The 24,988-nt window shown below is 64.6% G+C and carries 15 protein-coding genes and 1 pseudogene; 9 read left to right on the forward strand and 7 right to left on the reverse strand.

Annotated elements, in window-relative coordinates:
- Nucleotides 1-5: 5 nt before the first annotated feature.
- Nucleotides 6-4,661, reverse strand: a complete 4,656-nt coding sequence (locus Q6A47_RS16635) for a dermonecrotic toxin domain-containing protein (RefSeq protein ID WP_304484841.1) — start codon at nt 4,659-4,661, stop codon at nt 6-8.
- Nucleotides 4,662-4,814: 153 nt separating this feature from the next.
- Here Q6A47_RS16635 and Q6A47_RS16640 point away from each other — a divergent pair, with 153 nt between their 5' ends.
- Entirely contained in the window at nt 4,815-6,284 is a 1,470-nt protein-coding gene (locus Q6A47_RS16640) for a trypsin-like serine peptidase (protein WP_304484842.1), read from the forward strand.
- Between the two features lie 4 nt (nt 6,285-6,288).
- Here Q6A47_RS16640 and Q6A47_RS16645 read toward each other — a convergent pair whose 3' ends face one another.
- Both Q6A47_RS16645 and Q6A47_RS16650 read right to left on the reverse strand, forming a co-directional pair.
- A complete protein-coding gene (locus tag Q6A47_RS16645) occupies nt 6,289-6,645 on the reverse strand; it encodes a hypothetical protein (protein WP_304484843.1) in 357 nt (118 codons plus the stop codon).
- 55 nt (nt 6,646-6,700) lie between these two features.
- Nucleotides 6,701-8,235: pseudogene (locus Q6A47_RS16650) on the reverse strand (BCCT family transporter); the annotation flags it as partial.
- Between the two features lie 536 nt (nt 8,236-8,771).
- Between Q6A47_RS16650 and betI the strand changes: the two are divergent.
- The 7 genes from betI (at nt 8,772) to trxC (ending at nt 20,252) form a co-directional block, all read left to right on the forward strand.
- Nucleotides 8,772-9,431: a transcriptional regulator BetI gene (gene betI, locus Q6A47_RS16655; RefSeq protein ID WP_029613847.1), complete on the forward strand. Its 660-nt coding sequence runs from the start codon at nt 8,772-8,774 to the stop codon at nt 9,429-9,431.
- 30 nt (nt 9,432-9,461) lie between these two features.
- Complete coding sequence (gene betB, locus Q6A47_RS16660; RefSeq protein WP_116887369.1) at nt 9,462-10,934, forward strand: betaine-aldehyde dehydrogenase; 1,473 nt, start codon at nt 9,462-9,464, stop codon at nt 10,932-10,934.
- A gap of 247 nt (nt 10,935-11,181) precedes the next feature.
- A complete protein-coding gene (gene betA, locus Q6A47_RS16665) occupies nt 11,182-12,873 on the forward strand; it encodes a choline dehydrogenase (RefSeq protein WP_029613849.1) in 1,692 nt (563 codons plus the stop codon).
- 269 nt (nt 12,874-13,142) lie between these two features.
- On the forward strand, nt 13,143-14,885 hold the full coding sequence (locus Q6A47_RS16670) for a potassium/proton antiporter (protein ID WP_304484844.1): 1,743 nt from the start codon (nt 13,143-13,145) through the stop codon (nt 14,883-14,885).
- 35 nt (nt 14,886-14,920) lie between these two features.
- Entirely contained in the window at nt 14,921-18,229 is a 3,309-nt protein-coding gene (gene mscK / locus Q6A47_RS16675; protein ID WP_029613850.1) for a mechanosensitive channel MscK, read from the forward strand.
- 81 nt (nt 18,230-18,310) lie between these two features.
- The gene (gene selO / locus Q6A47_RS16680) at nt 18,311-19,771 is read left to right on the forward strand and encodes a protein adenylyltransferase SelO (protein WP_304484845.1); all 1,461 of its coding nucleotides are present in this window, start codon (nt 18,311-18,313) and stop codon (nt 19,769-19,771) included.
- 46 nt (nt 19,772-19,817) lie between these two features.
- Nucleotides 19,818-20,252, forward strand: a complete 435-nt coding sequence (trxC, locus tag Q6A47_RS16685) for a thioredoxin TrxC (RefSeq protein ID WP_039582593.1) — start codon at nt 19,818-19,820, stop codon at nt 20,250-20,252.
- Here the strand turns inward: trxC and Q6A47_RS16690 are convergent.
- Together Q6A47_RS16690 and Q6A47_RS16695 are read right to left on the reverse strand one after the other, a co-directional pair.
- Nucleotides 20,249-21,022: a ParA family protein gene (locus Q6A47_RS16690; RefSeq protein ID WP_029613852.1), complete on the reverse strand. Its 774-nt coding sequence runs from the start codon at nt 21,020-21,022 to the stop codon at nt 20,249-20,251. The genes trxC and Q6A47_RS16690 overlap by 4 nt on opposite strands.
- A gap of 53 nt (nt 21,023-21,075) precedes the next feature.
- Complete coding sequence (locus Q6A47_RS16695; protein WP_039582592.1) at nt 21,076-21,981, reverse strand: LysR family transcriptional regulator; 906 nt, start codon at nt 21,979-21,981, stop codon at nt 21,076-21,078.
- A 123-nt stretch (nt 21,982-22,104) separates the two neighbouring features.
- On the opposite strand from Q6A47_RS16695, the gene Q6A47_RS16700 reads away from it, so the two are divergent.
- Nucleotides 22,105-23,349 (forward strand): MFS transporter, encoded by a 1,245-nt coding sequence (locus Q6A47_RS16700; RefSeq protein ID WP_029614294.1) that lies wholly within the window; start codon nt 22,105-22,107, stop codon nt 23,347-23,349.
- 69 nt (nt 23,350-23,418) lie between these two features.
- On the opposite strand, the gene Q6A47_RS16705 is transcribed toward Q6A47_RS16700, so the two are convergent.
- Nucleotides 23,419-23,766: a NirD/YgiW/YdeI family stress tolerance protein gene (locus tag Q6A47_RS16705; protein WP_039582589.1), complete on the reverse strand. Its 348-nt coding sequence runs from the start codon at nt 23,764-23,766 to the stop codon at nt 23,419-23,421.
- Between the two features lie 117 nt (nt 23,767-23,883).
- Nucleotides 23,884-24,948: a uroporphyrinogen decarboxylase gene (hemE, locus tag Q6A47_RS16710; protein WP_116887366.1), complete on the reverse strand. Its 1,065-nt coding sequence runs from the start codon at nt 24,946-24,948 to the stop codon at nt 23,884-23,886.
- Nucleotides 24,949-24,988 lie beyond the last annotated feature (40 nt).

Below are 24,988 nucleotides of genomic sequence, written 5' to 3' on the forward strand. Positions count from 1 at the left end.
AGTGCTCACTCGAAGGGAATGATGCCCTCGACGTCGCCCTTGCGCAGTTGCCCGCGATACACCTTGAGCACCTGGTTGCGCTTTGCCGCACGCAACTGCGCTTGTGCGCCCAGCTTGCGCTGCTCCCAGAGCTTGAGATGACCCCGGAGGAACTCGCGGTCGGCGGTCTCCTCGGCGGGGTAATGGAAATGGGCCTCCCACAGCTTTCTGCCGGTCACCCGCCGGATTTCATAAGTGTCCAAGTAATCACCATCGGACAGCGATAAACGTCGATCACGCCGCTCGATGATGAGCTCACCAATGGAATGCAGGTACTTCAAGGCATTGAGCGTTGGTGTGCGTGTCGTCAGGTAAAGGGTGACCAGCAGATCGCGCTTGCTGTCCTCCAGCTCTTGGATGGCTGCCTGGGCCCTCTCGATCAACTCACCGTCCTGGCCACTGCGTGGCAACTGCGCCAGCCTGTGCTGAAGATCCTTCACATGCAGGTCGATCACCGTCGACAGCCCCAGGGGTTCATCGTGACCGAAGAACCGCTTGGCCATGTTGATGGTTGGGTTCACGCCGGCAATCAGCGCCTGCACCTGGGTGCGCAGAACCTCCGGCTGCGGTGCAGGCCCGACGGCAGGCCGTTCTTTGAGCTCATCCGCCACTTCGCGCCACTGACTGGCTTGGCGACGGAACGTTCTGAGCACATTGTCATGACTGTCCCTCTGCTGCACGACGGCTTCGCCGTCCTCCCCCGTGGCCTCCACACCCACCACATTGCGCCCGCGCTGGGTTCTGACCACCCGACGAATACCGCCGCGCGGCGCATACACCGGGGTGCGCTGGGGCACCGGCTCGCTCAGTTCGATTTCGCGGACACTGGCGCTCATCTGTTCAGTGGCCAGCGCTTTGAGCCGCCGCGCAACGTTGAGAAAAGACTGCAGCTTGTCCTGGCGAATCAGCGCCGGCTGGGTGCTGGTCAGATACTCGGCGCTGCCGATGGTTTCCTCGTAGGCCTCGATCACATCGTTGAGCACCGCCACGCGCTCCTCCTCGGACAGATCGCTGGCCGCCAGTTCGCCATGTGCGCTACCGGCGCTGCGCAAGGCGTCGCTGACCAACAATTCGTCATGGTCCGCGACCTCCTCCTCGGTAGAGCCCTTGAGGCGGTCCAGGCACAGCTCGCCAAGGTCTTCGAGCAAACGAAACTCCACATCGACGGCGTTGTGCCGCCGCTGCTCGATCACCTTGTCCAGTTCATGGTGCTTGTTGACCGGCTGGTCGTCATCGTCGCGAAAGACGATACCGTCGTCCTTGAGCGTGCTTTCCAGCAGCGCATCGAAACGCCCCGCGTGCGCGACCAGTTCGATGCCCAACTGCTCGACGCGCTCCAGCGACGCAACCAGGCGCAGATACTGCTGCTTTTCCTCGTCGGTCTCGGGCAGGATCGCGATCGCCCGACGTTGAGCGTCGATCGCCTCATCGTTGATAAGCGTCGCCAGCAGGTTGTAGCGATGCTCGCAGGCGGCGATCAGGCCCTGGCGCAACAGGCTGCGCTGATGCAGTAGCGCGTCGGCCACCACCTGACTGGACAGCTTCACAGAGCCGGTGCTCATCAACAGCGCCTCATGTTTGAGGTCATGCTCGATGAGGTTCTTGAGATCCTTCGCCAGCACGTTGCGTTGTGCCCGGCGCACCTGGATGTGCAGGTCGAGCAACTCGCGCTGGCGCTCGTCCAAAGACTCCAGCGCCTGCAACTCGTCGATCTTCGCCGTGGTCTTGTCCACCTCGTCCAGATGCTTACCGAAAGCCTGTCCCAGGCTGTTGCGCTGACCGGTCAGCTGCACGTCCTGCTCCCTTATCCGTGCTTCTGCGGCGATGTTCTCCTCGCGCTTGCGGGCAATGCGGCTTTTCGGCATACCTCCACGCAGTCGTTGCCCGACGTCGATTCGCCAGCCGGCACCATAGCGCTCTACCCAGGGCCCAGGATTGCCTTGCGCGTCGACGATGCGCACACCTTCTTCGCCCAGCGTGACGCGATAGGCATCGCCACGCAGCCCGACGTAATGTTGATCCTCGATGAGGTACAGGCCGGCGGCAGCGCCCTGTGCGAGTGGGGTCAGTCCGTCCAGCGCACGCTCGCTGCGCATGGCCTCCAACTGGCGAAGTCGTTCCGGTGGCAGCAGGTTGAATCCGCTACCGCCACTGAAGGAGAAGTCCAGCAGTGCCTGCGGCTTGGCGAGCGCGCCGGCCATGAACACCTTGCCCTGCGCAGGCGCGGGGGGGCGCTCGGTGATCGGCAGCGCCGCACCGGCTGCAAGACCGCGCATCTGGGCTGCATCCGGTAGCCTGGCCGGCACTCGCGACACCGCAGGCGCATAGGCGTGCCCTATCACCATGACCAAGTTCAACAGCATGTCGACCAAGGCCGCCGAGCGCTCGAACGCGCTGCCCTCGCGCAACGCCTGCACGTCGGCACTCGCGGCATCGAACATCTGCACCAGCCACAGCACCGTCGCCACCGGGCCGCGTAGCAACAGGCTGGCAACGTCGAACAGCAGCCATGCGCCCTGGACCAGCAGCGCCCAGCGACTCTCGGCGTTGGACACCGAATCGCGGTCCGCCAGGGTCACCAGCAGATCGCGGTTGGCCTGGTAGAGCTGCAGGTCCACCTCGCTGCGCCAGTAGCGCGGCCAGAACTGCACCGGTGCCACGGGCGCGGGCAGAATCGAGGTGTCGACGATCGGCGTTCCCAGGTGCGGTTCGGTGAATCCGCCGTGGTCGTAGACCGGGCGCGCCTGCGGCGGCAACCAGTCGAGCAGGCTGGCTTGCAAGTCCTTGTCTTCGCGCACGGCCTGCATCATGGCGTCGATACTCGCGAACTCGAGCACGGCGGCCTTGCCGTACAACGGCCGATAGAGGATGACGTTGTTCAGCGCCGCGTTGAACAGCACATACATGCCCTGCACCACATCGCATGCCGGGCTGTCGGGCGCACGGCGCAGGGCCAATGGCATCAGCATGCTCGCCGGCAGGCTGGCATCGATGCGTCCTGCGCAGTAGTCGCTGACCGCTTGCAGACTGGGTTCGCAGATCCGTCCGTGCAACCGCGCGCGAAGGGCGCTGAACAGCAGTGCGCTGCGCCACTGTCGAGCGAACTGCTGTACACGCATCGAGTAGCCGCTCGGCTCGTCCAGTTGCGCTGCGACGTACAGTGGAAAGCTGCCGCCGATGTCCACCCGCTCCACCAACGCCTTGACGTAGTCGGCGTTCATCCACGCCATGATCAACTGGCCATCGCGGTGTCGGATGGCAGTGATGGATGCGCCTTGCAGCGACGCAAGATTGGCGATGGCGAACTGGGTCAGGCTGACACTGCGCCGCTCCAGTGCCCCGTCGCCCGTGCCAGCACCCGCCCCGCCTGGCACGCCCCAGGCGGTGGTGAGCTCGAGCATCAGGTCGTCTGGCCAGTAATTGGCATCGATCGGGTGATCGGCCAGCAGTTGCTGGCGCAGTTGCTGGCTGGCGTAACTGTGCAGGTCCAGCACCTCGCCCAAGGCCGCGGCGCCACCGGACTCGGCCTGGGCCAGCGCCAGTTCGTACAGCGCCGATTGGCAGGCGAAGCTGTCCGTTGGACTGAGCCGGAACACGCCCGACGGTGGCACGCCTTTGATCTGTGCCTGGGTGATGTAGCCTTCGAGAAACCAGCGTGACGGGTCGGTGAGCGCCAGATACGCGTGCTCCAGTTCAGCCACGCTGCGCAGTGACAGACGGTCGAGGGCCTGCACCTGTTCGAGCATGCGCTCCTGCAACAACGCCGTCAGTTGTGCGAAGGGGTCGCCCTCGAGCACGTGGCGATGCCAGGTCAGGCCGACACCCTGGGCAGACGGCGCGTACTCGTCGGCCAAAGCATCGGTCAGCGCATCGAGGCCGTCGAACGCCCAGATCACGCCGGACGGGCGACACCACAGGACCACCTCAGCCTCATCCAACTGCCCCTGCACGAACAGATCGGTGAGAAACGTGCTGCTCGTGCGGGCGTCGTGCAGCAGATCGATCTGCACCATGAACACCGCCGGCTGCTCACGTCCGCCCTTGAGCAGGCCATGAATGCACGCCTGCTGGCGCGCATCGAGGCCGTTGAGCGGGAGGTTGTACAGCAGCGCCGCGCGGATCGTTTGCTGCAGGCAGCGGTCTCGGCTAGCGCCCATGCTGCCTGGCGCGCGCCAGTAATCGACCTGCGCTTGACGGAAGTGGGCCGCGGTCAGCAACAGCACATCGTTGAACGGCTCGATCAGGCGCTGCAAGTCGATCTGATCGCCGTCAGCCGTTTCGAACGGATCCTCGATGGCGAACAAGCGTTTGCGATCGAGCGTCAGGTAGGGCTTGGTGTTGGCCACGGCGGGGAAATCCAGCAGGACGCCGTTGAGGCAGGCCTGCAGCACCTCATCGACCAGCGGGCGCAAAGCGACCTGCTCGCCGTCCGGGCTGGGAGTGGCCACGCTGAGCCTGTCGGCGTCGACCAGCTCGGGACGCTGGCGGGCGATCAGCGGGTACTGCTCGACCAGCGCTAGCAGGAGTTGGCGGCTGAGCACCTGTCGCAACGTGGGACGGCTGGCGAACTGGGCGCGCACGAGCAGGCAAAAGTCGGGCGATGAAACGACGGTATCGGTCATGACGACGTCTCGCTGGGAACGGACCCCGACCCTAGCTCGGTGCCCACACCGACTGGCCGTACTTATCGCTGGCACTCGATCGTCAGCACTATGTAACGCGGATGGTCTGCGCCACGGCGGCAACCTCATGGCAACCGTCCAGAGGAATTCGCCATGCCGTCACGCTCCGCCCTATCCGTATCTGCTACCTGGCTTCTGCTGGCGTTTCGCGCCGACGTCGTGGTCGCCGCCGATCCTGTGCCGCTGCTCAATGCCCAGTTGCAGAGCGTGCAGTGGAACGGTATCGGCCGCCTGAGCACCCAGCACGGCACGCATCAATGCATCGCCACCTTGCTCGACACCCGCGAGCCCTCAGGCCAGTCGTCCGGGCCTGCCTACGTGGTCACCGCCGCCCATTGCCTGGATCCACGCAACGGCGTGGTCGCCCATGACGTGCCGGCCGAGGGCTCGGTGGCCTTCAACTATTTCATCGACACGTCCGAGCAGCGCGTCACCTTCGCGCTCAAGCAGCGGGTGTGGAGCAGCATGCAGAGCACCGACCTGGCGTTGCTCGAGCTCGATGCCAGCTTGCAGGACGTCATGGCCCAGGGTATCGAGCCCCTACGGCTGGGCGAGCGACCGGACACGGCCACGCCGGTGATGGTGATTGGCGAGCCCAGTGTGCCTGATGAGGGCCTGCGCCTGATGCGCTGCACGCAACAGCGTGCCAGCCATGCCATCGAATACCCCTGGGTCTGGCGCGACATCGAGCGCAACGACTGCGCGGGCATCGCCGAGGGCGCCTCGGGCAGCCCGGTGATCAGCGAGGACGGGCAACGCTTGATCGCCGTCATCAACAGTGTCGGGGTCGCCGATTCGACGCGCTGCGAGCGCAACAGCCCGTGCGCGTTCGATCATGCCGAAGCGGTGACCGGACAGGCGCTCAATTACGCCATGCCGGTGCAACGCTTGTCAGGCTGCTGGCGACAGGGGCGTGCAGACCTGGAAAACCCCGACTGCACCTTGCTGCCCGCTGTGCACATCGAGATCCAGGAGCGCATCGCATTCATGCGCAAGCTGGCGCTGGATGCCAACGGGCAGATCGAGGCGCCGACGTGGGGCATGACCTTCGCCCTGGACACGCCGCGCTATCGCTACAAGACCGTGCAGGATCCGAAGGCCTGCGAGGATCCGCTGCACTACAGCGGCACGATCGAGGCCGCGCAGAACCGCATCGACACACCGATTGGCACGACGCCGGGCTGGTACTTCCTGTGCTTGATCGGCGTCGAGGGCGCCGATCAGCGACCCTCGCCAGGCTTGATGGCCAACAGTCTGAGCCTGCCGGTCAATCTGCTTCCCGCTGCGCCAGTACCTGACCCGGACGTGTCGATCCGACGCCTGGAGGACGCCAGCCTGGAGGTGACCTGGACCCGCCACCCGCCGGATCTGGTGCGCTACTTCGTCAAGCGCGGCCCGCCGCAGTCGACCGATTGCGAGAACCCGTCGGGCTACCGACGGGCGCGCCACGAGGTGTATGCCTTCAAGCCCCAGCAACTGCCGTTGAAACTCTGCACCCGAGGCGAGGACATCAACGGCAGTCATTCGGTGGTACGCACCGACCATCTACTGCCTGCGCCATGACGGCTCAGCTGTAGACGCGGCCCAGCACCTGGCGGTGGCTTTCGAACTGATCCAGCACGTCGCGCACGATCTGCTCGGACGTGAAGCCCATCAGGTCGTATTCCTGGCTGCCGTCATGCAGATAGACCTCGGCACGGTAGAAGCGCTGGCGCACTTCTGCCTCGCCCTCGGGCGACGCCTCGTTCGGTGCAGCCAGATAGCCGTCCAGGCTCACTTCGTAGACGAACGGGTTGCCCTCTTCCATCATCACCCGCACGCCCATCATGTTGCGCGACTGACCGACGCGGGTCTCGACCTGGAAGCCCAGGGCGCGGAGCTGCTCAGCCGCCTCCTTGAGCGCCGGGCTGACCTGGCGGTCCATGAAGCGCTGCACCACAGCCTGGGTCGGCTGCAGTTCGAGCTGGGTCAGACGCTCGCTGAAGCCGCGACGGCCACGGGCTGCCAGCTCGGCGCGCTCCTGCTCGACTGCCACGTCCTGCTTCATGGCCTTGTACAAGCCGAACATGAACAGCACCAGCACCACCGAGAACGGCAGACCGGCCAGCACCACCATGGTCTGCATGGCCTCGAAGTTGCCAGCGAACAACAGACCGATGGTCACCAGCGTGATGATCACCGACCAGAACACCACCATCCAGTGCGGCGCGTCCTCGTCCACCTGGCCGCCGGTGCAGGAAAGGTTGGCCATCATCACCGCGCCCGAGTCGGCGGGGGTGAGGAACAGCACGAAGCCGACGAACACGGCGACACCGATGACGATCTTGGCTGCCGGGAAGTATTCCAGCAGTTGGTAGATCGACATCGACGGCTGCTCCAGGGCGGTCTTGCCCAGTTCCACGGCGCCGTGGTTCATCACCAGGTCCAGCGCGGTATTGCCGAAGATCGACAGCCACGCCAGGGTGAAGCCCAGTGGGATCAGCAGCACGCCGCTGACCAACTGGCGCACGGTGCGCCCCTTGGAAATCCGCGCGATGAACATGCCGACGAACGGACCCCAGGAGATCCACCAGGCCCAGTAGAACACGGTCCACAGGCCCAGCCAGCGCTCGGACTTGCCGGCCTCGCCTTCGTAGACATAGAGGTCGAAGGTCTTGAGCACCAGGCCATTGAGGTAGTCGCCGATGTTCTGCACGAAGCCGTTGAGCAGGTGCAGGGTCTCACCGCCGAGCAGTACGAAGATCAGCAGACCGCTGAACAGCACGATGTTGAGGTTGGACAGGCGGCGAATGCCGTTTTCCACACCCGACACCGCGGCCACGGTGGCAACACCGGCCATCACCAGGATCACCACCAGCAGGTTGGTCTTGCTGTGGTCCATGCCGAACAGGTATTCGAGGCCCGAGGCCACCTGCATCGAGCCGATGCCCAGGTTGGTCACCAGGCCCAGCAGGGTGACGAACATGCCGAAGATGTCCACGGCGTTGCCCGCCGCACCCTTGACCCAACGTTCACCCACCAGCGGGTACAGCGCCGAGCGCAGCGCCAGCGGCTGGTTGTGGCGATAGGCGAAGTAACCCACGGCCAGGCCGACCAGGGCGTAGATCGCCCAGCCATGCAGGCCCCAGTGCAGGAAGGTCAGTTGCAGGCCCTGACGCGCCGCTTCCAGGCTGGCGGGCGTGCCTTCGGGCGGGTTGAAGTAGTGGTCCAGCGGCTCGGACGCGCCGAAGTACAGCAGCGAGATGCCGATGCCGGAGGAAAACAGCATGCCGGCCCAGGCGCCATAGCTGAAGTCGGGCTGGTCGTCCTTGCCGCCCAGCTTGAGCTTGCCGTAGTCGGAGAAGGCCAGGTAGATGACGAACAGCAGGTAACCGCAGATCACCAGCATGTAGTACCAGCCGAAGCTGCGTGTCAGCCATTGCTGAGCGACGCTCAGCACCTGACCGGCGGTTTCGGGTACAGCGATAAGCAAGGCAGTCAACGCGAGGATCAGCAGCGCAGAGGTGTAGAACACCACGCGGTTGACCCGAACCCTCTCGGCGGGGGGCTTTGTCAGGGAGGCAGAACTCATTGCACGAATGCTCCGGGCAGTGCGGCGGTGGAGGCTAATTTCAGTCTTGTCCCGAGCAATTGGTGGAATCCCCCCACTGCGTCAGGTGTTATAAAAGCACCTTGGAAACCGTGAACCCGAACCGAATCGCTGCAAAAAAACAGAGTGGCTGGCCGGATTTCAGCACGATCATCCGCGTGGGATGCGCGCATCTGTCGCAGTTCGCCGGACCCGCTCCAAAGGTCTGCCGCACGGTCGATGACCGCCCGGCGGGATCTGTCGCTGCACCATTCCTACCCGCAAACGCCCTGTATCACGGGGGTTTCACGATTTCCTGGGGTGTCAATCCGTGTCGCTGGAGCAGCCTCAAAAGCTGTCAATGGCACAAATTGTCGCAGAGCTTATTCTTTATTGATTGAACGTTCAATCAAAACAAAATAGACTGGCCCTCGCCGAGTCGGAGGCGTCTCGTCCGCTCGCAGGCCTGAGGAGATAGCACGATGCCCAAGGTCGGTATGCAACCCATCCGCCGCCAGCAGTTGATCGAAGCCACGTTACAGGCGGTCGATCAGGTCGGACTGGGAGATGCCAGCATTGCGCTGATTGCCCGTTTGGCCGGCGTGTCCAACGGCATCATCAGTCACTACTTTCAGGACAAGAACGGCCTGATCGCAGCGACCATGAGTTACGTCATGAAGATGCTCAGCGAAGGGGTCAGCGCACGCCGCGAGGCGCTGCATGAAGACACTCCGCGAGCCCACCTGCAGGCGATCATCGAGGGCAACTTCGATGCCAGCCAGGTGAACGGTCCGGCCATGAAGACCTGGCTGGCGTTCTGGGCCTCGAGCATGCACCAACCGTCCTTGCACAGGTTGCAGCGGATCAACGACCACCGCCTGTACTCCAACCTGTGTTGTCAGTTTCGCCGCGTCCTGCCGCTCTACCATGCGCGCAAGGCAGCTCGCGGCCTGGCGGCCCTGATCGATGGTCTGTGGCTGCGCGGCGCGCTGTCGGGCGATGCGTTCGACACGGAACAGGCGATACGCATCGCCTACGAATACATGGATCTACAACTGGCTAAACAGCACAACCTGGCTCCCCAGGCCGCTGCACAACCGCCCGCGACCGCTGCCCTGAAGGCAGGCGCACGAGGCGGCTAGCCAATCACACACTGCACTTGCGAGGATTCTATGGCCCGTTTCGGAACGCAAAAACTCTACATCGATGGCGGTTATGTCGACGCTGGCAGCGACGCCACCTTCGAAGCCATCAACCCGGCCACTGGCGAAGTGCTGGCCCACGTCCAGCGTGCGACCGAGGCTGACGTCGAGCGCGCCGTCGAGAGCGCCGAGCGGGGCCAGAAAGTCTGGGCCGCGATGACCGCCATGCAGCGTTCGCGCATCCTGCGCCGCGCCGTCGACATCCTGCGCGAGCGCAACGACGAGCTGGCCATGCTGGAAACCCTGGACACCGGCAAGTCGTACTCCGAAACCCGCTACGTCGACATCGTCACCGGCGCCGACGTGCTGGAATACTACGCTGGCCTGGTGCCCGCCATCGAAGGCGAGCAGATCCCGCTGCGCGAATCGTCCTTCGTCTACACCCGTCGCGAACCGCTGGGCGTGACCGCTGGCATCGGCGCGTGGAACTACCCGATCCAGATTGCCCTGTGGAAATCCGCACCAGCCCTGGCCGCCGGCAACGCGATGATCTTCAAACCGTCGGAAGTCACCTCGCTGACCACCTTGAAACTGGCCGAGATCTACACCGAAGCCGGCCTGCCGGACGGCGTATTCAACGTGCTGACCGGCAGCGGCCGCGAAGTGGGCACCTGGCTCACCGAGCACCCACGCATCGAGAAAGTCTCCTTCACCGGCGGCACCACCACCGGCAAGAAGGTCATGGCCAGCGCTTCGAGCTCCTCGCTCAAGGAAGTGACCATGGAGCTGGGCGGCAAGTCGCCGCTGATCATCTGCGCCGACGCCGACCTGGACAAGGCCGCCGACATCGCCATGATGGCCAACTTCTACAGCTCGGGTCAGGTGTGCACCAACGGCACCCGCGTGTTCATTCCTGCTTCGCTCAAAGCCGCCTTCGAGGCCAAGATCCTCGAGCGCGTCGCGCGCATCCGCGTCGGCAACCCGGAAGATGACAACACCAACTTCGGTCCACTGGTGAGCTTCGCCCACATGGAAAGCGTGCTGGGCTACATCGCCAAGGGCAAGGAAGAAGGTGCCCGCGTGCTGTGCGGCGGTGAGCGCCTGACCGACGGCGCCTTCGCCAAGGGCGCCTTCGTTGCACCGACCGTATTCACCGACTGCCGCGACGACATGACTATCGTCAAGGAAGAGATCTTCGGCCCCGTGATGAGCATCCTCAGCTACGAGACCGAGGAAGAAGCCGTACGCCGCGCCAACGACACCGAGTACGGCCTGGCCGCCGGCGTGTGCACCAACGACCTGAGCCGCGCCCACCGCATCATCCACCAGCTCGAAGCCGGCATCTGCTGGATCAACGCCTGGGGCGAATCGCCGGCCGAAATGCCGGTCGGTGGCTACAAGCAATCGGGCGTTGGCCGCGAAAACGGCGTCAGCTCGCTGGCCCAGTACACCCGTATCAAGTCGGTCCAGGTCGAACTGGGCGGCTACACGTCGGTCTTCTGACAGACAGCCGCGAGCGGCTAGCTGCAAGTCATCAGCACAAGCTGCAAGAAAGAGCCGGTCGGCGATAGCCGCCGGCCCTTGCAGGCAACGCGCAGCCGTAAGTCCTTAGCGGCAAGCTGCAGGGAACGTGAGGCGCGTATCACCTCACCGATCTTGCAGGACCCAATCAATCGCAAGCTTGGCGCGAACGCTTCTTCTTGAAGCTCGAGGCTTGAAGCTTGCAACTGCTCCCGGAGGAAGCCTCCCCATGGAATACGATTACATTATCGTCGGTGCCGGTTCGGCCGGTAACACCCTGGCCACCCGCCTGACCGAAGACGCCAGCGTGTCGGTGCTGCTGCTCGAAGCGGGCGGCCCTGACTATCGCTTCGACTTCCGTACCCAGATGCCCGCCGCCCTGGCCTTCCCGTTGCAGGGCAAGCGCTACAACTGGGCCTACGAGACCGATCCAGAGCCGCACATGGATGGCCGCCGCATGGAATGTGGTCGCGGCAAGGGCCTCGGTGGCTCGTCGCTGATCAACGGCATGTGCTACATCCGCGGCAACGCCATGGACTTCGACGGCTGGGCGAAACTGCCAGGCCTGGAGGACTGGACCTACCTCGACTGCCTGCCCTACTTCCGCAAGGCCGAAACCCGTGACATCGGCCCCAACGACTACCACGGCGGCGAAGGCCCGGTCAGCGTGGCCACGCCCAAGGCCGGCAACAACCCGCTGTTCCACGCCATGGTCGAAGCCGGCGTGCAAGCCGGTTACCCGCGCACCGAAGACCTCAACGGCTACCAGCAGGAAGGCTTTGGCCCGATGGACCGCTCGGTGACCAAGAACGGCCGCCGCTCCAGCACTGCCCGTGGCTACCTGGACCAGGCCAAGAAGCGTCCCAACCTGACCATCGTCACCCACGCCCTGAGCGACCGTATCCTGTTCGAAGGCAAACGCGCCGTCGGCGTGACCTACCTGGTCGGCGACAGCGAAGAGCGCGTGCAAGCGCGTGCACGCAAGGAAGTGATCGTCAGCTCCGGGGCCATCGCCTCGCCGCAATTGCTGCAGCGCTCCGGCGTCGGCCCCCGCGCCCTGCTCGACAGCCTCGACATTCCCGTGGTCCACGAACTGCCGGGCGTCGGCGAGAACCTGCAGGACCACCTGGAACTGTACCTGCAATACGCCTGCACCCAACCAGTGTCGCTGTACCCGTCGCTGCTGTGGTGGAACCAGCCGGCCATCGGTGCCGAGTGGCTGTTCAACGGCACTGGCATCGGCGCCAGCAACCAGTTCGAGGCCGGCGGTTTCATCCGCACCCGTCCTGAGTTCGAATGGCCGAACATCCAGTATCACTTCCTGCCGGTGGCCATCAATTACAACGGCTCCAACGGCGTGAAGGAGCACGGCTTCCAAGCGCACATGGGCTCGATGCGTTCGCCGAGCCGTGGCCGCGTGCAGGCCAAGTCGAAAGATCCGCGCCAGCACCCGAGCATCCTGTTCAACTACATGGCCACCGAGCAGGACTGGCAGGAATTCCGCGACGGCATCCGCCTGACCCGCGAGATCATGGCCCAGCCGGCGCTGGATCCGTATCGGGGTCGTGAGATCAGCCCGGGCGAGCACGTGCAGACCGACGAGGAACTGGACAAATTCATCCGCGAGCACGCCGAGACCGCTTTCCACCCGTCGTGCTCGTGCAAGATGGGTACCGACGACATGGCGGTGGTCGATGGCGAAGGCCGCGTGCACGGCATGCAAGGCCTGCGCGTGGTAGACGCCTCGATCATGCCGATCATCATCACCGGTAACCTCAATGCCACCACGATCATGATCGCCGAGAAAATCGCCGACAAGATCCGCCAGCGCCAGCCGCTGCCGCGCAGCACCGCCAAGTACTATGTGGCCGGCGATGCTCCGGTGAAGGGCAAGGCGATGCGCGAGGTGAAGCAGGGCTAAGCGCGCCTACACAGGTTCTGCGCAGTGCTCTGAAACGGCGCTGCTGCTGATCCCTACAGCGAACCTGTGGGAGCGGGCTCGCCCCGCGATGAGACCCGCCGCCACACCGCAGCACCCACGAAAGGCACCTCGACGGTGCCTTTCGTACATCTGCAGAAACGCTTTACATGCCGCCAATTCATCAGGTTAGAATCGATTGGCACGCGACCTGCTAGTTCTCTTCAGCACTACCACGTCTTCATCCCCGCGAAGTCCCGGAGTACCTGCCTTTGGATGCCAGTACCATCAACAGCCTGTTCCTGATCGGCGCACTGCTGGTGGGCGCAAGCATCCTGGTCAGCTCGCTGTCTTCGCGCCTGGGCATTCCCATCCTGGTCATCATCCTCGCGGTCGGCATGGTTGCCGGCGTGGATGGCGGCGGCATCATCTTCAACAACTACCCGACCGCCTACCTGGTGGGCAACCTGGCCCTGGCGGTGATCCTGCTCGACGGCGGCCTGCGCACACGGGTGGCGAGCTTCCGCGTGGCCTTGTGGCCGGCGCTGTCGCTGGCCACGGTCGGAGTGCTCATCACCACCGCGCTGACCGGCATGGTCGCCGCCTGGCTGTTCGACCTGAGCTTGATCCAAGGCCTGCTGATCGGCGCCATCGTTGGCTCCACCGACGCTGCTGCGGTGTTTTCGCTGCTCGGCGGCAAAGGCCTCAACGAGCGGGTGACCGCCACCCTGGAGATCGAGTCCGGCAGCAACGACCCGATGGCGGTGTTCCTCACCGTGACGCTCATCGACATGATCGCCAGCGGCCAGACCGGCCTGCACTGGAGCCTGCTGACCCACCTGCTGCGCGAGTTCGGCATCGGCGGCCTGCTGGGCCTGGGCGGCGGCTGGCTGATGCTGCAACTGGTCAACCGTATCAACCTGGCCGGTGGCCTGTACCCGATCCTGGTGGTGGCGGGCGGCCTGGTGGTGTTCTCGCTGACCAACGCCCTGCATGGCAGCGGCTTCCTCGCCGTCTACCTGTGCGGCCTGGTGCTGGGCAACAAGCCGATCCGCAGCCGCCACGGCATCCTGCACATGCTCGACGGCATGGCCTGGCTGGCGCAGATCGGCATGTTCCTGGTGCTCGGCCTGCTGGTCACCCCGCACGACCTGCTGCCCATCGCCTTGCCCGCCCTGGGCCTGGCGCTGTGGATGATTCTCATCGCCCGGCCGCTGTCGGTGGTCGCTGCGCTGCTGCCGTTCAAGGCCTTCCATGGTCGCGAGAAAGGCTTCATTTCCTGGGTCGGCCTGCGTGGCGCGGTCCCGATCATCCTGGCGGTGTTCCCGCTGATGGCGGGCCTGCCGCAGGCGCAGTTGTTCTTCAACCTGGCGTTCTTCATCGTGCTGGTGTCGCTGCTGGTGCAGGGCACCAGCCTGCCGTGGATGGCCAAGCTGCTGAAGGTCACGGTGCCGCCGGACCCGGCGCCGATTTCCCGCTCGGCGCTGGAGGTGCACATCACCAGCGAATGGGAGCTGTTCGTCTATCGCCTCGGCGCGGAAAAATGGTGCATCGGCTCGCCCCTGCGCGAGCTGAGGATGCCCGAGGGCACGCGCATCGCCGCGTTGTTCCGCGGCCAACAGTTGCTGCACCCGTCCGGCAGCACCGTGCTGGAGGTCGACGACATGCTCTGCGTGATCGGCCATGAACACAACCTGCCGGCCCTGGGCAAGCTGTTCAGCCAGGCGCCCCAGCGCGGCCTGGACCTGCGCTTCTTCGGCGACTTCGTACTCGAAGGCGATGCCGAACTGGGCGCGGTGGCCGCACTGTACGGCCTCACGCTCGACGGCCTGGAGGCGTCCACCCCGCTGGCGCAGTTCATCCGACAGAAGGTCGGCGGCGCGCCCATCGTGGGCGACCAGGTGGAATGGCAGGGTACGATCTGGACGGTGGCGACCATGGACGGGAACAAGATCCAGAAAGTGGGCGTCAGATTCCCCGAAGGAACCCGACCCGGACCCGGTCTGTTCCTCTAAACTCCGATTCATGCCCTTTCGCTAGTAGTCTGCCTATGTCCCTGCGCGTATATGCCCGCACAGCCCTGCTCGGGCTGTGCCTCTCCCTGTCGTTTGCCGCCGTGGCGGCCGAGATGCCCACCGCTCCGGGCGTTCAGAACAGCCTCGACAAGATCGCCGAGCGCAAGCTGCCGGAGGCCGAACAGAAGGCGCTGCAGCAAGTGCTGGAGCAAACCCTGACGCTGATCGCCAGCAAGGACGACAGCGACCGCAAGCTCGCCGAACTCAAGCAGCAGCTCGCCAGCGCGCCCCAGGAAACCCGTGACAGCCAGCACGAGCTGGCCAAGCTCAAGACCAGCAAGCCCACCCCGGTGGCGCAGCGCTACGCCAACCTCAGCGTGCCGCAGCTCGAATTGATGCTCAGCGAACGCAGCACCCAGCAGGGCGACCTGCAAAAAGCGCTGTCCGAAGCCAACAGCCTGATCATCAACTCGCAGACCCGCCCCGAGCGTGCCCAGGCCGAGATCAGCAATAACCAGACTCGCGTCCAGCAGATCAACAACGCGCTCAAGTCGGGCAAGGACAACGGCAAGGCGCTGTCCCCCGACCAGCGCAACCAGCTCATCGCCGAACAGGCCTCGCTCAATGCCCTGACCCTGCTGCGCCGCCAGGAGCTGGCCGGCAACAGCCTGCTGCAAGACCTGGGCAGCGCCCGCCATGACCTGCTGATCGAGCGCACCGCGCGCCTGGAGCAGGAGATTCAGGACCTGCAGACGCTGATCAACGAAAAGCGCCTGGCGCAGTCCCAGCAGACCGTCACACAGCAGTCCATCGAAGCGCAGAAGGCCGGCGGCAGCACCCTGCTGGCCAACGAGAGCGCAGCCAACCTCAAGCTCTCCGACTACCTGCTGCGCAGCACCGACCGTCTCAACGAACTGACCCAGCAGAACCTGCAGGCCAAGCAGCAACTCGATACCCTGACCCAGGCCGACCAGGCCCTGGACGAGCAGATCAACGTGCTCAAGGGCAGCCTGCTGCTGTCCAAGATCCTCTACAAGCAGAAGCAGGCCCTGCCGCACCTGAAGCTGGACCGCGACCTGGCCGACCAGATCGCTGATATTCGCCTCTACCAGTTCGAGGTCAACCAGCAGCGCGAGCAGATGAGCAGCCCGATCAGCTACGTCGACGACCTGCTGTCCAAACAGCCCGAGCAGGACGTCACGCCGCAACTGCGCAAAGCCCTGTTGGAAGTGGCCATCACCCGCAGCGACCTGCTCGAACGGCTGAACCGCGAGCTGTCGGCGCTGCTCAACGAATCGATCACCCTGCAACTCAACCAGAAACAGTTGCTCAGTACCGCGCAAAACCTGCGCACCACCCTCGATGAACAGATGTTCTGGATCCCCAGCAACAAGCCGCTGGACTGGGACTGGCTGCGCTACGTGCCGGAGCGTCTCGCTGAACAGGTTGCCAGCCTGCCGTGGAGCTCGGGTATCAACGAACTGGCCGACGGCCTGCTGCAAAGGCCACTGTTGTTCCTGCCGCTGCTGCTGGTGATCGGCGCGCTGCTGTGGCGACGCAAGTACCTGTACCAGCGCCTGAGCAAGGTGCACCAGGACATCGGCCACTTCCGCCGCGACAGCCAGTGGCACACGCCCCAGGCGATTTTGATCAACATCCTCCTGGCGATGCCGCTGAGCCTGGGCCTGGCGTTGTGCAGCTACGCCTTGCAGATCGACGCGCGCGGGCAGAACGCCAACCTCGGCGCCGCACTCTGGCAACTGGCCCAGGCCTGGCTGGTGTTCTACACCGCCTACCGCATCCTCGCCCCCGGCGGCGTGGCGGAAGTGCATTTCCGCTGGCACAAGCCGCAGGTCGAGTTCCTGCGTGGCTGGGTGCGCCGGCTCGGCACCGTGGTGCTGGCCTTGGTCGGCGTGGTGGCCGTGGCCGAGCACCAGCCCTCGGCGCTGGCCGAGGACGTGCTCGGCATCGGCGTGGTCCTGACTTGCTATGGGCTGATGGCCTGGTTGCTCAGCCGCCTGCTGTTGAGCAGCCCGGCGCACCAGAACACCTCGTTGTTTCGCAAGGCCGTCGGCGTGGCCTTCACCGCCCTGCCCATCGCGCTGTTCGTCGCGGTGTGCTTCGGCTACTACTACACCGCGCTGAAACTCACCGACCGCCTGATCTATACGCTGTACCTGCTGCTGTTCTGGCTGGTGATCGAGGCGGCGTTCGTGCGCGGTCTGTCGGTCGCGGCGCGGCGCCTGGCCTACCAACGCGCGCTGAGCAAGCGTGCGGCGGCCAAGGAAGGCCTGGACGGCGAGGTGATCGTCGAAGAACCGACCCTGGACATCGAGCAGGTCAACCAGCAGTCGCTGCGCCTGATCCGCCTGGCCTTGCTCGGCGGCTTCATCGCCGGCCTGTACTGGGTGTGGTCGGACCTGATCTCGGTGTTCTCCTACCTCAACAACTTCACCCTGTACGAATACACCAGCGGCACCGGCGCCACCGCCAGCATGGTGCCGATCAGCCTCGGCGACCTGCTCGGCGCGTTGGTCATCGCCGGCATCACCATCGCCCTGGCCAGCAACCTGCCGGGCCTGCTGGAGGTGCTGGTGCTGTCACGCCTGAGCCTGGCCCAGGGCAGCGCCTACGCCATCACCACGCTGCTGTCGTACGTGATCGTCGGCGTGGGCATCGTCAGCACCCTGGCCACCCTCGGGGTGAGCTGGGACAAGCTGCAATGGCTGGTCGCCGCCCTGTCGCTGGGCCTGGGCTTCGGCATGCAGGAGATCTTCGCCAACTTCATCTCCGGCATCATGATCCTGTTCGAGCGCCCGGTGCGCATCGGCGACACCATCACCATCGGCAACCTGTCCGGCACGGTGAGCAAGATCCGCATCCGTGCCACCACCATCACTGACTTCGACCGCAAGGACATCATCGTCCCCAACAAGACCTTCATCACCGGGCAGTTGATCAACTGGTCGCTGACCGACACGGTGACCCGGGTGACGCTGAAGCTGGGCATCGACTACGGCTCGGACCTGGACCTGGTGCGTGACCTGCTGCTCAAGGGCGCCCACGAAAATCCCCGGGTGCTCAAGGACCCTGAGCCGCTGGTGTACTTCCTGCAATTCGGCGAGAGCTCGCTGGACCACGAACTGCGCATGCACGTGCGCGACCTGGGCGACCGCAATCCGACGCTGGACGAGATCAACCGCTACATCAACCGTGAGTTCAAGGCCCACGACATCAAGATCTCGGTGCGCCAGGTGGAGGTGTTCCTGATGGACACCAAGAACGGCAAACAGCAGATGATCCCGCTGGAGAACACACCCGACAGCAGCACGCCACCGAGCTGAATTGGACGCTGACCGGTGCAAGCGCCCAGAATGCCAGTCAACGCTGCACCTGGACCGCCCCTCAACAACCCGGAGCCGCCCGTGAAAACGCTCGACCACCTGCAGTTCGACAACCGCTTCGCCCGCCTGGGCGACGCCTTCTCCACCCAGGTGCTGCCAGAGCCGATCGCCGACCCGCGCCTGGTGGTGGTCAGCGAAGCGGCCCTGGCGTTGCTCGATCTGGATCCGGCGCAGGCCGAGTTGCCGGTGTTCGCCGAGCTGTTCGGCGGCCACACGCTCTGGGAAGACGCCGACCCTCGGGCGATGGTGTATTCCGGCCATCAGTTCGGCGGCTACAACCCGCGCCTGGGCGACGGTCGTGGCCTGCTGCTGGGTGAGGTGGTCAACGACGCGGGCGAGCACTGGGACCTGCACCTCAAGGGCGCCGGCCAGACCCCGTATTCGCGCATGGGCGATGGCCGCGCCGTGCTGCGCTCGTCGATCCGCGAATTCCTCGCCTCCGAAGCCTTGCACGCGCTGGGCATTCCCAGCAGTCGCGCCGTGTGCGTGATCGGTTCGAGCACGCCGGTGTGGCGCGAAACCCAGGAAAGCGCGGCCATGCTGCTGCGCCTGGCGCCCAGCCATGTCCGCTTCGGCCATTTCGAATATTTCTACTACACGCAGAAACCCGAGCAGCAGCAGGTGCTGCTGGACCATGTGCTCGAACAGCACTACCCCGAGTGCCTTGCGGCCGAGCAGCCGTACCTGGCCATGTTCCGCAGCATCGTCGAGCGCAACGCCGAGCTGATCGCGCGCTGGCAAGCCTACGGTTTCTGCCACGGGGTGATGAACACCGACAACATGTCGATCCTGGGCATCACCTTCGACTTCGGCCCGTTCGCCTTCCTCGACGACTTCGACGCCAACTTCATCTGCAACCACTCCGACGACCGTGGCCGCTACAGCTACGCCAACCAGGTGCCGATCGCCCACTGGAACCTCAGCGCGCTGGCCCAGGCCTTGACCACGGTGGTGGAGGTCGAGGCGCTCAAGGACACGCTGGGGCTGTTCCTGCCGCTGTACCAGGCCCACTACCTGGACCTGATGCGTCGCCGCCTCGGCCTGACCTGTGCTGAAGATGACGACCTGGCGCTGGTCGAGCGCCTGCTGCAGTGCATGCAGCGTGGCGCAGTGGATTACACGCTGTTCTTCCGCCGGCTCGGCGAGCAACCGGTCGAACAGGCGCTACACGGGGTGCGTGACGACTTCGTCGACCTCGCCGGCTTCGACGCCTGGGCCGCCGACTACCTGGCACGCTGCCAGCGCGAACCCGACAATGCCCAGGGCCGGCGTGCGCGCATGCACGCGGTCAATCCGCTGTACATCCTGCGCAACTACCTGGCGCAGCAGGCCATCGAGGCGGCCGAAGCGGGCGACTACAGTGAAGTCCGGCGCTTGCATCAGGTGCTGAGCAGGCCGTTCGAGGAACAGCCCGGCATGCAGGCCTACGCCGAGCGCCCGCCAACCTGGGGCAAGCACCTGGAAATCAGTTGCTCGTCCTGATTGCCAGGCGCGGCCTGATAGCCCTATCGCACCCCAAGGAGAAGATATGCCTGAACCCCTGGTCATCCCCTGCCCTCACTGCAACGGCCTCAACCGCCTGCCGGCCGAGCGCCTGGGCGACAGCCCCAAGTGCGGGCGCTGCAAGCAGGAGGTGCTGCTTGGCCAGCCCTTCGAGCTGACCGAGCGCAGCTACGCCAGCCAGATCAAGGGCGACCTGCCGCTGCTGGTGGACGTGTGGGCCGATTGGTGCGGGCCGTGCAAGAGCTTCGCCCCAACGTTCGCCCAGGCCGCCCGCCAGCTCGCCGGCCGCTGCCGCCTGGCCAAGCTGGACAGCGAAGCCAACCGCAGCCTGGCCGGTCAACTGGGGATTCGCTCGATCCCCAGCCTGATCCTGTTCAAGCAGGGCCGCGAAGTCAGCCGCCAGGCCGGCGCACTGCCACTGCAATCGTTGCTGGAGTGGCTGCGCGGGCAGGGCGTCTAGGCGTTCTCTTCGAGCAGCGAGTGCAGCTCGACGAACTGCTGCGTCAGCTTGTGCCGTGGCTCCAGATGAATCAGCGGCAGGCTGGCGTGGTGCGACTCGCGCATCTTCACCGAGCTGCCCAGGTACACCGGCAACACCGGCAGCCCCTCGGCCAGCAGTTCGTCGAGCATCTGCTGCGGCAGGCTGGCGCGAGACTGGAACTGGTTGACGACGATGCCCTCGACCTCCAGGGCTTCGTTGTGGTCGTCCTTGAGTTCCTCGATCTCTGCGAGCAGACCATACAGGGCCTGGCGCGAGAAGCTGTCGCAATCGAAGGGAATCAGCACACGATCAGCGGCGATCAGCGCTGAAACCGCGTAGAAGTTCAGCGCGGGCGGCGTATCGATGTAGATCCGTTCGTAGTCTTCGCTCAACTCGTCGAGCAACTTGCGCAGCTTGTTGATCTTGTGTTTGGCCTCGAGCTTGGGCTGAAGGTCGGCGAGTTCCGCCGTGGCGGTGATCACGTGCAGGTTGTCGAACGGGGTCTCGTAGATATCGACCTTGTTCTTCTTCGCGACCGGCCCGCCGGCCAGGCTCTGCTTGAAAAAGTCGGCGATGCCCATGGGAATGTCGTCGCCGGTCAGGCCGGTGAGGTACTGGGTGGAGTTGGCCTGGGCATCCAGGTCGATCAACAGGGTGCGATAGCCTTCGCTGGCGCTCACCGCCGCCAGGTTGCAGGCGATGCTCGACTTGCCCACGCCACCTTTCTGATTGAACACCACGCGCCGCATGACAGGATCTCCGGGTATCAAGGAATGCCCGAGTATGTGTGCACAGCAACGCTTTATCCAGCGCCTTGGGGCGCTTGCACACCAGCCAACAGCTCGCAAAACGCATTGGCCATCGCCGAGCCTGCTCCCTCGCGGCGCACCAGCCACACTGCGCTGGTTGCCTGCGGGTCGAGCAACGTGCGATAGACCACACCGTCGATGCGAATGCGCTGGAACGAGGCCGGCAGCACCGACACGCCCAACCCGGCCGACACCAGGCCGATGATGGTCAGCGCCTCGCCTGCCTCCTGGGCGAAATGGGGGCTGAAGCCGGCCTGGCGCGCCAGTTCCATCAACTGCGCGTATAGGCCGCTGCCGTAGCTGCGCGGGAAGAACACGAACGGCTCCTGGGCCAGATCAGCCATCTGAACGCCACCGTCACCACACGCCGCCAGCGGGTGGGAGGCGTTGAGCACGGCGACCAGCGGCTCGCGGAACAGCTCGGTGACCGCCAGCCCCTCGGGTACGGGCAACGGGCGCATCAGACCAACCTCGATGGACTCGTCGAACACCGCATCGACCACCTCGCGGCTGCTCATTTCCGTCAAATGCAAGTGAACAGCCGGAAAACGCTGGCGAAAGGCGTGAATCGCCTGGGGAATACGCGACGTGAACGGCGCCGACGAGGTGAACCCGATCTTCATCTCGCCCAGCTCGCCCAGTTGCGCGCGCCGCGCCACGTCGGCGGCCTTGTCGACCTGGGCCAGCACTTGACGCGCCTCATCGAGAAACAGCCGGCCGGCCTCGCTGAGTGCCACCCGGCGGTTGGTGCGCTCGAACAGTCGGGCACCGAGCTCCTGTTCGAGGGCCTGGATCTGCTGGCTCAACGGTGGCTGGGAAATGCCCAGTTGCTGCGCGGCGCGACCGAAGTGCAGCTCCTCGGCGACCGCGATGAAATAACGCAGGTGACGCAGCTCCATAGCGCGCTCCAAACAAGTCGTAAAACGTCTCAAATAGGTCGAACAATATATTGGATCTAATCATTAGCCAGCTATATGATTTTTCCATCGCATCACCGGCCCCGCGCCTTGAGGTAGTCCGTCGTGAAATCCGCTGTAGCCCCCCTTGCCCTGGAACCTGACCCCGCTGCGCTGACCGATATCTGGATCGAAAAAGGCAGCCCGGCCTTCATGAAGACCGTGCTGGCATTGTTCAGCGGCGGCTTCGCCACCTTCGCCCTGCTCTATTGCGTGCAGCCGATGATGCCGCTGCTGTCGCAGGAGTTCGCCATCAATGCCGCGCAGAGCAGCCTGGTGCTGTCGGTCTCCACGGCGTTGCTCGCCGTGGGACTGCTGGTCACCGGGCCGATCTCCGACCGCATCGGGCGCAAGCCGGTGATGGTCATGGCCCTGCTCTGCGCGGCACTGGCGACCCTGGCCAGCGCCGTCATGCCGACCTGGGAAGGCGTATTGGCCACGCGGGCGCTGGTCGGGCTGTCCCTGAGCGGGCTGGCCGCCGTGGCCATGACCTATCTGAGCGAAGAGATCCACCCCCAGCACATCGGCCTGGCCATGGGCTTGTACATCGGTGGCAATGCCATCGGTGGCATGAGCGGTCGACTGATCGCCGGGGTGCTGATCGACTTCGTCAGCTGGCACACGGCGATGCTGGTAATCGGTGGTCTGGCGCTGCTGGCGGCGGTGGTGTTCTGGAAGGTGCTGCCCGAATCGCGCAACTTCCGTGCACAATCGCTGCAACCGCGTCGTCTGCTCGACGGCTTCCTCATGCACTTCAAGGACGCCGGCCTGCCTTGGCTGTTCCTTGAAGCCTTCCTGCTGATGGGCGCGTTCGTCACCCTGTTCAACTACATCGGCTATCGCCTGCTGGCCGAGCCGTACCACATGAACCAGGCATTGGTCGGGTTGCTGTCAGTGGTTTACCTGTCGGGGATCTACAGCTCGGCGCAGGTCGGCGCACTGGCGGACAGACTGGGGCGGCGCCGGGTGTTCTGGGCCAGTATCGGCGTGATGGCGGCGGGCATGCTGATGACGCTGTTCACACCGCTGCCAGTGGTGGTGGTCGGCATGCTGGTGTTCACCTTCGGTTTCTTCGGCGCGCATTCGGTGGCCAGCAGCTGGATCGGCCGACGCGCGCTCAAGGCCAAGGGGCAGGCGTCGTCGCTGTATCTGTTCTGTTATTACGCGGGGTCGAGTGTCGCCGGGACGGCGGGCGGGGTGTTCTGGCACCACTGGGGCTGGAACGGCATCGGGCTGTTCATTGGCAGCCTGCTGGCGGTGGCGTTGCTGGTGGCGCTGCACTTGAGCAAATTGGCGCCCAAATCGGCGTGAGACCTGCGCGGAGCGAGCGCGCCGCCATTACTTTCGGCAGGCGCGCTCGCCAGCGAGACAGCGGCTGGATCAGTTGATGATTTCGACGATATCCACATCCACTTCACGGCTCATCAGGTGCTTCTCCACCTCACCGGTCAGCTTGACCTTGGTCTTTTCATTGAAAGGAGTGACCGGCAGGTCTTCGTTGTCGATCTCGACGGTGATGGTGCCGGTGTTGTCCTTGAACTCGTACTTGTCGTCGTTGTTGACCTTCTTGGTGATGTAGCCCTGTAGCACCACTGGCGTGTCGTCGGCAGCTTCTTTGGCAGCGGCGACGGTGGTGATCGATTGAGCACCCGGGCCGGTGTAGCCAGCCGCCAGGGCGGCGGTGCTGAACAGCGGGGCAAGAATCAGCGGCAGATAACGAATTTTCATGATGATCGGGTCCTGTTTGGGTTTCGATGGGACCAGATTAGCGACGATCGCTGAATTTAACCTTAATGTCACAAAAAGCCCGGCACATGGCCGGGCTGGGTGAGGCGTGAAGCGGACTCAGCCGTGGTACTGCGCCGAAAACTCGTGCACGGCATTGATGAACACACCTGCGTGCTCTGGATCGACTTCCGGGGTGATGCCGTGGCCGAGGTTGAACACGTGGCCGCTGCCATGGCCGTAGCTGGCCAGGATGCGCGCGACTTCCTGGCGGATCGCCTCCGGCTTGGCGTACAGCACCGTCGGGTCCATGTTGCCTTGCAGCGCCACGCGGTCGCCCACACGGCGACGGGCGTCGCCGATATCGCAGGTCCAGTCCAGGCCCAGCGCGTCGGCGCCGGCTTCGGCGATGCTTTCCAGCCATAGCCCGCCATTCTTGGTGAACAGGATCACCGGCACCTTGCGGCCTTCGTGTTCGCGGATCAGGCCGCTGACGATCTTGCGCATGTAGGCCAAGGAGAAGGTCTGGTAGGCCGCCGCCGACAGCGCGCCGCCCCAGGTGTCGAAGATCTGCACCGCCTGGGCGCCGGCCTGGATCTGGCCGTTGAGGTAGGCGGTGACCGACTGGGCCAGCTTGTCCAGCAGCAGGTGCATGGCCTCGGGCTGGTCGTAGAGCATGGCCTTGGTCTTGCGGAAGTCTTTCGACGAGCCGCCTTCGATCATGTAGGTGGCCAGGGTCCAGGGGCTGCCGGAGAAACCGATCAGCGGCACGCGGCCGTTCAGTTCGCGGCGGATGGTGCTGACCGCATCCATCACGTAGCCCAAGTCCTTGTGCGCATCGGGAATGGGCAGGGCTTCGATATCGGCCGCCGTGCTGACGACCTTCTTGAAGCGCGGACCTTCGCCGGTCTCGAAATACAGGCCCTGGCCCATGGCGTCGGGGATGGTGAGGATGTCGGAGAACAGGATCGCGGCGTCGAGCGGGTAGCGGTCCAGCGGCTGGAGCGTCACCTCGCAGGCGAACTGCGGGTTCTTGCACAGGCTCATGAAGTCGCCGGCGTTGGCACGGCTGGCGCGGTACTCCGGCAGGTAGCGGCCGGCCTGGCGCATCATCCACACCGGGGTGACGTCTACAGGCTGCTTGAGCAATGCACGCAGGAAACGATCGTTCTTCAGGGCAGTCATGTCGGCATCCAGCAAAAAAGTGCGGGCATTTTCTCAGACG

It is taken from the genome of Pseudomonas boreofloridensis, assembly GCF_030580795.1.
GTDB classification, from domain to species: Bacteria; Pseudomonadota; Gammaproteobacteria; order Pseudomonadales; family Pseudomonadaceae; genus Aquipseudomonas; species Aquipseudomonas boreofloridensis.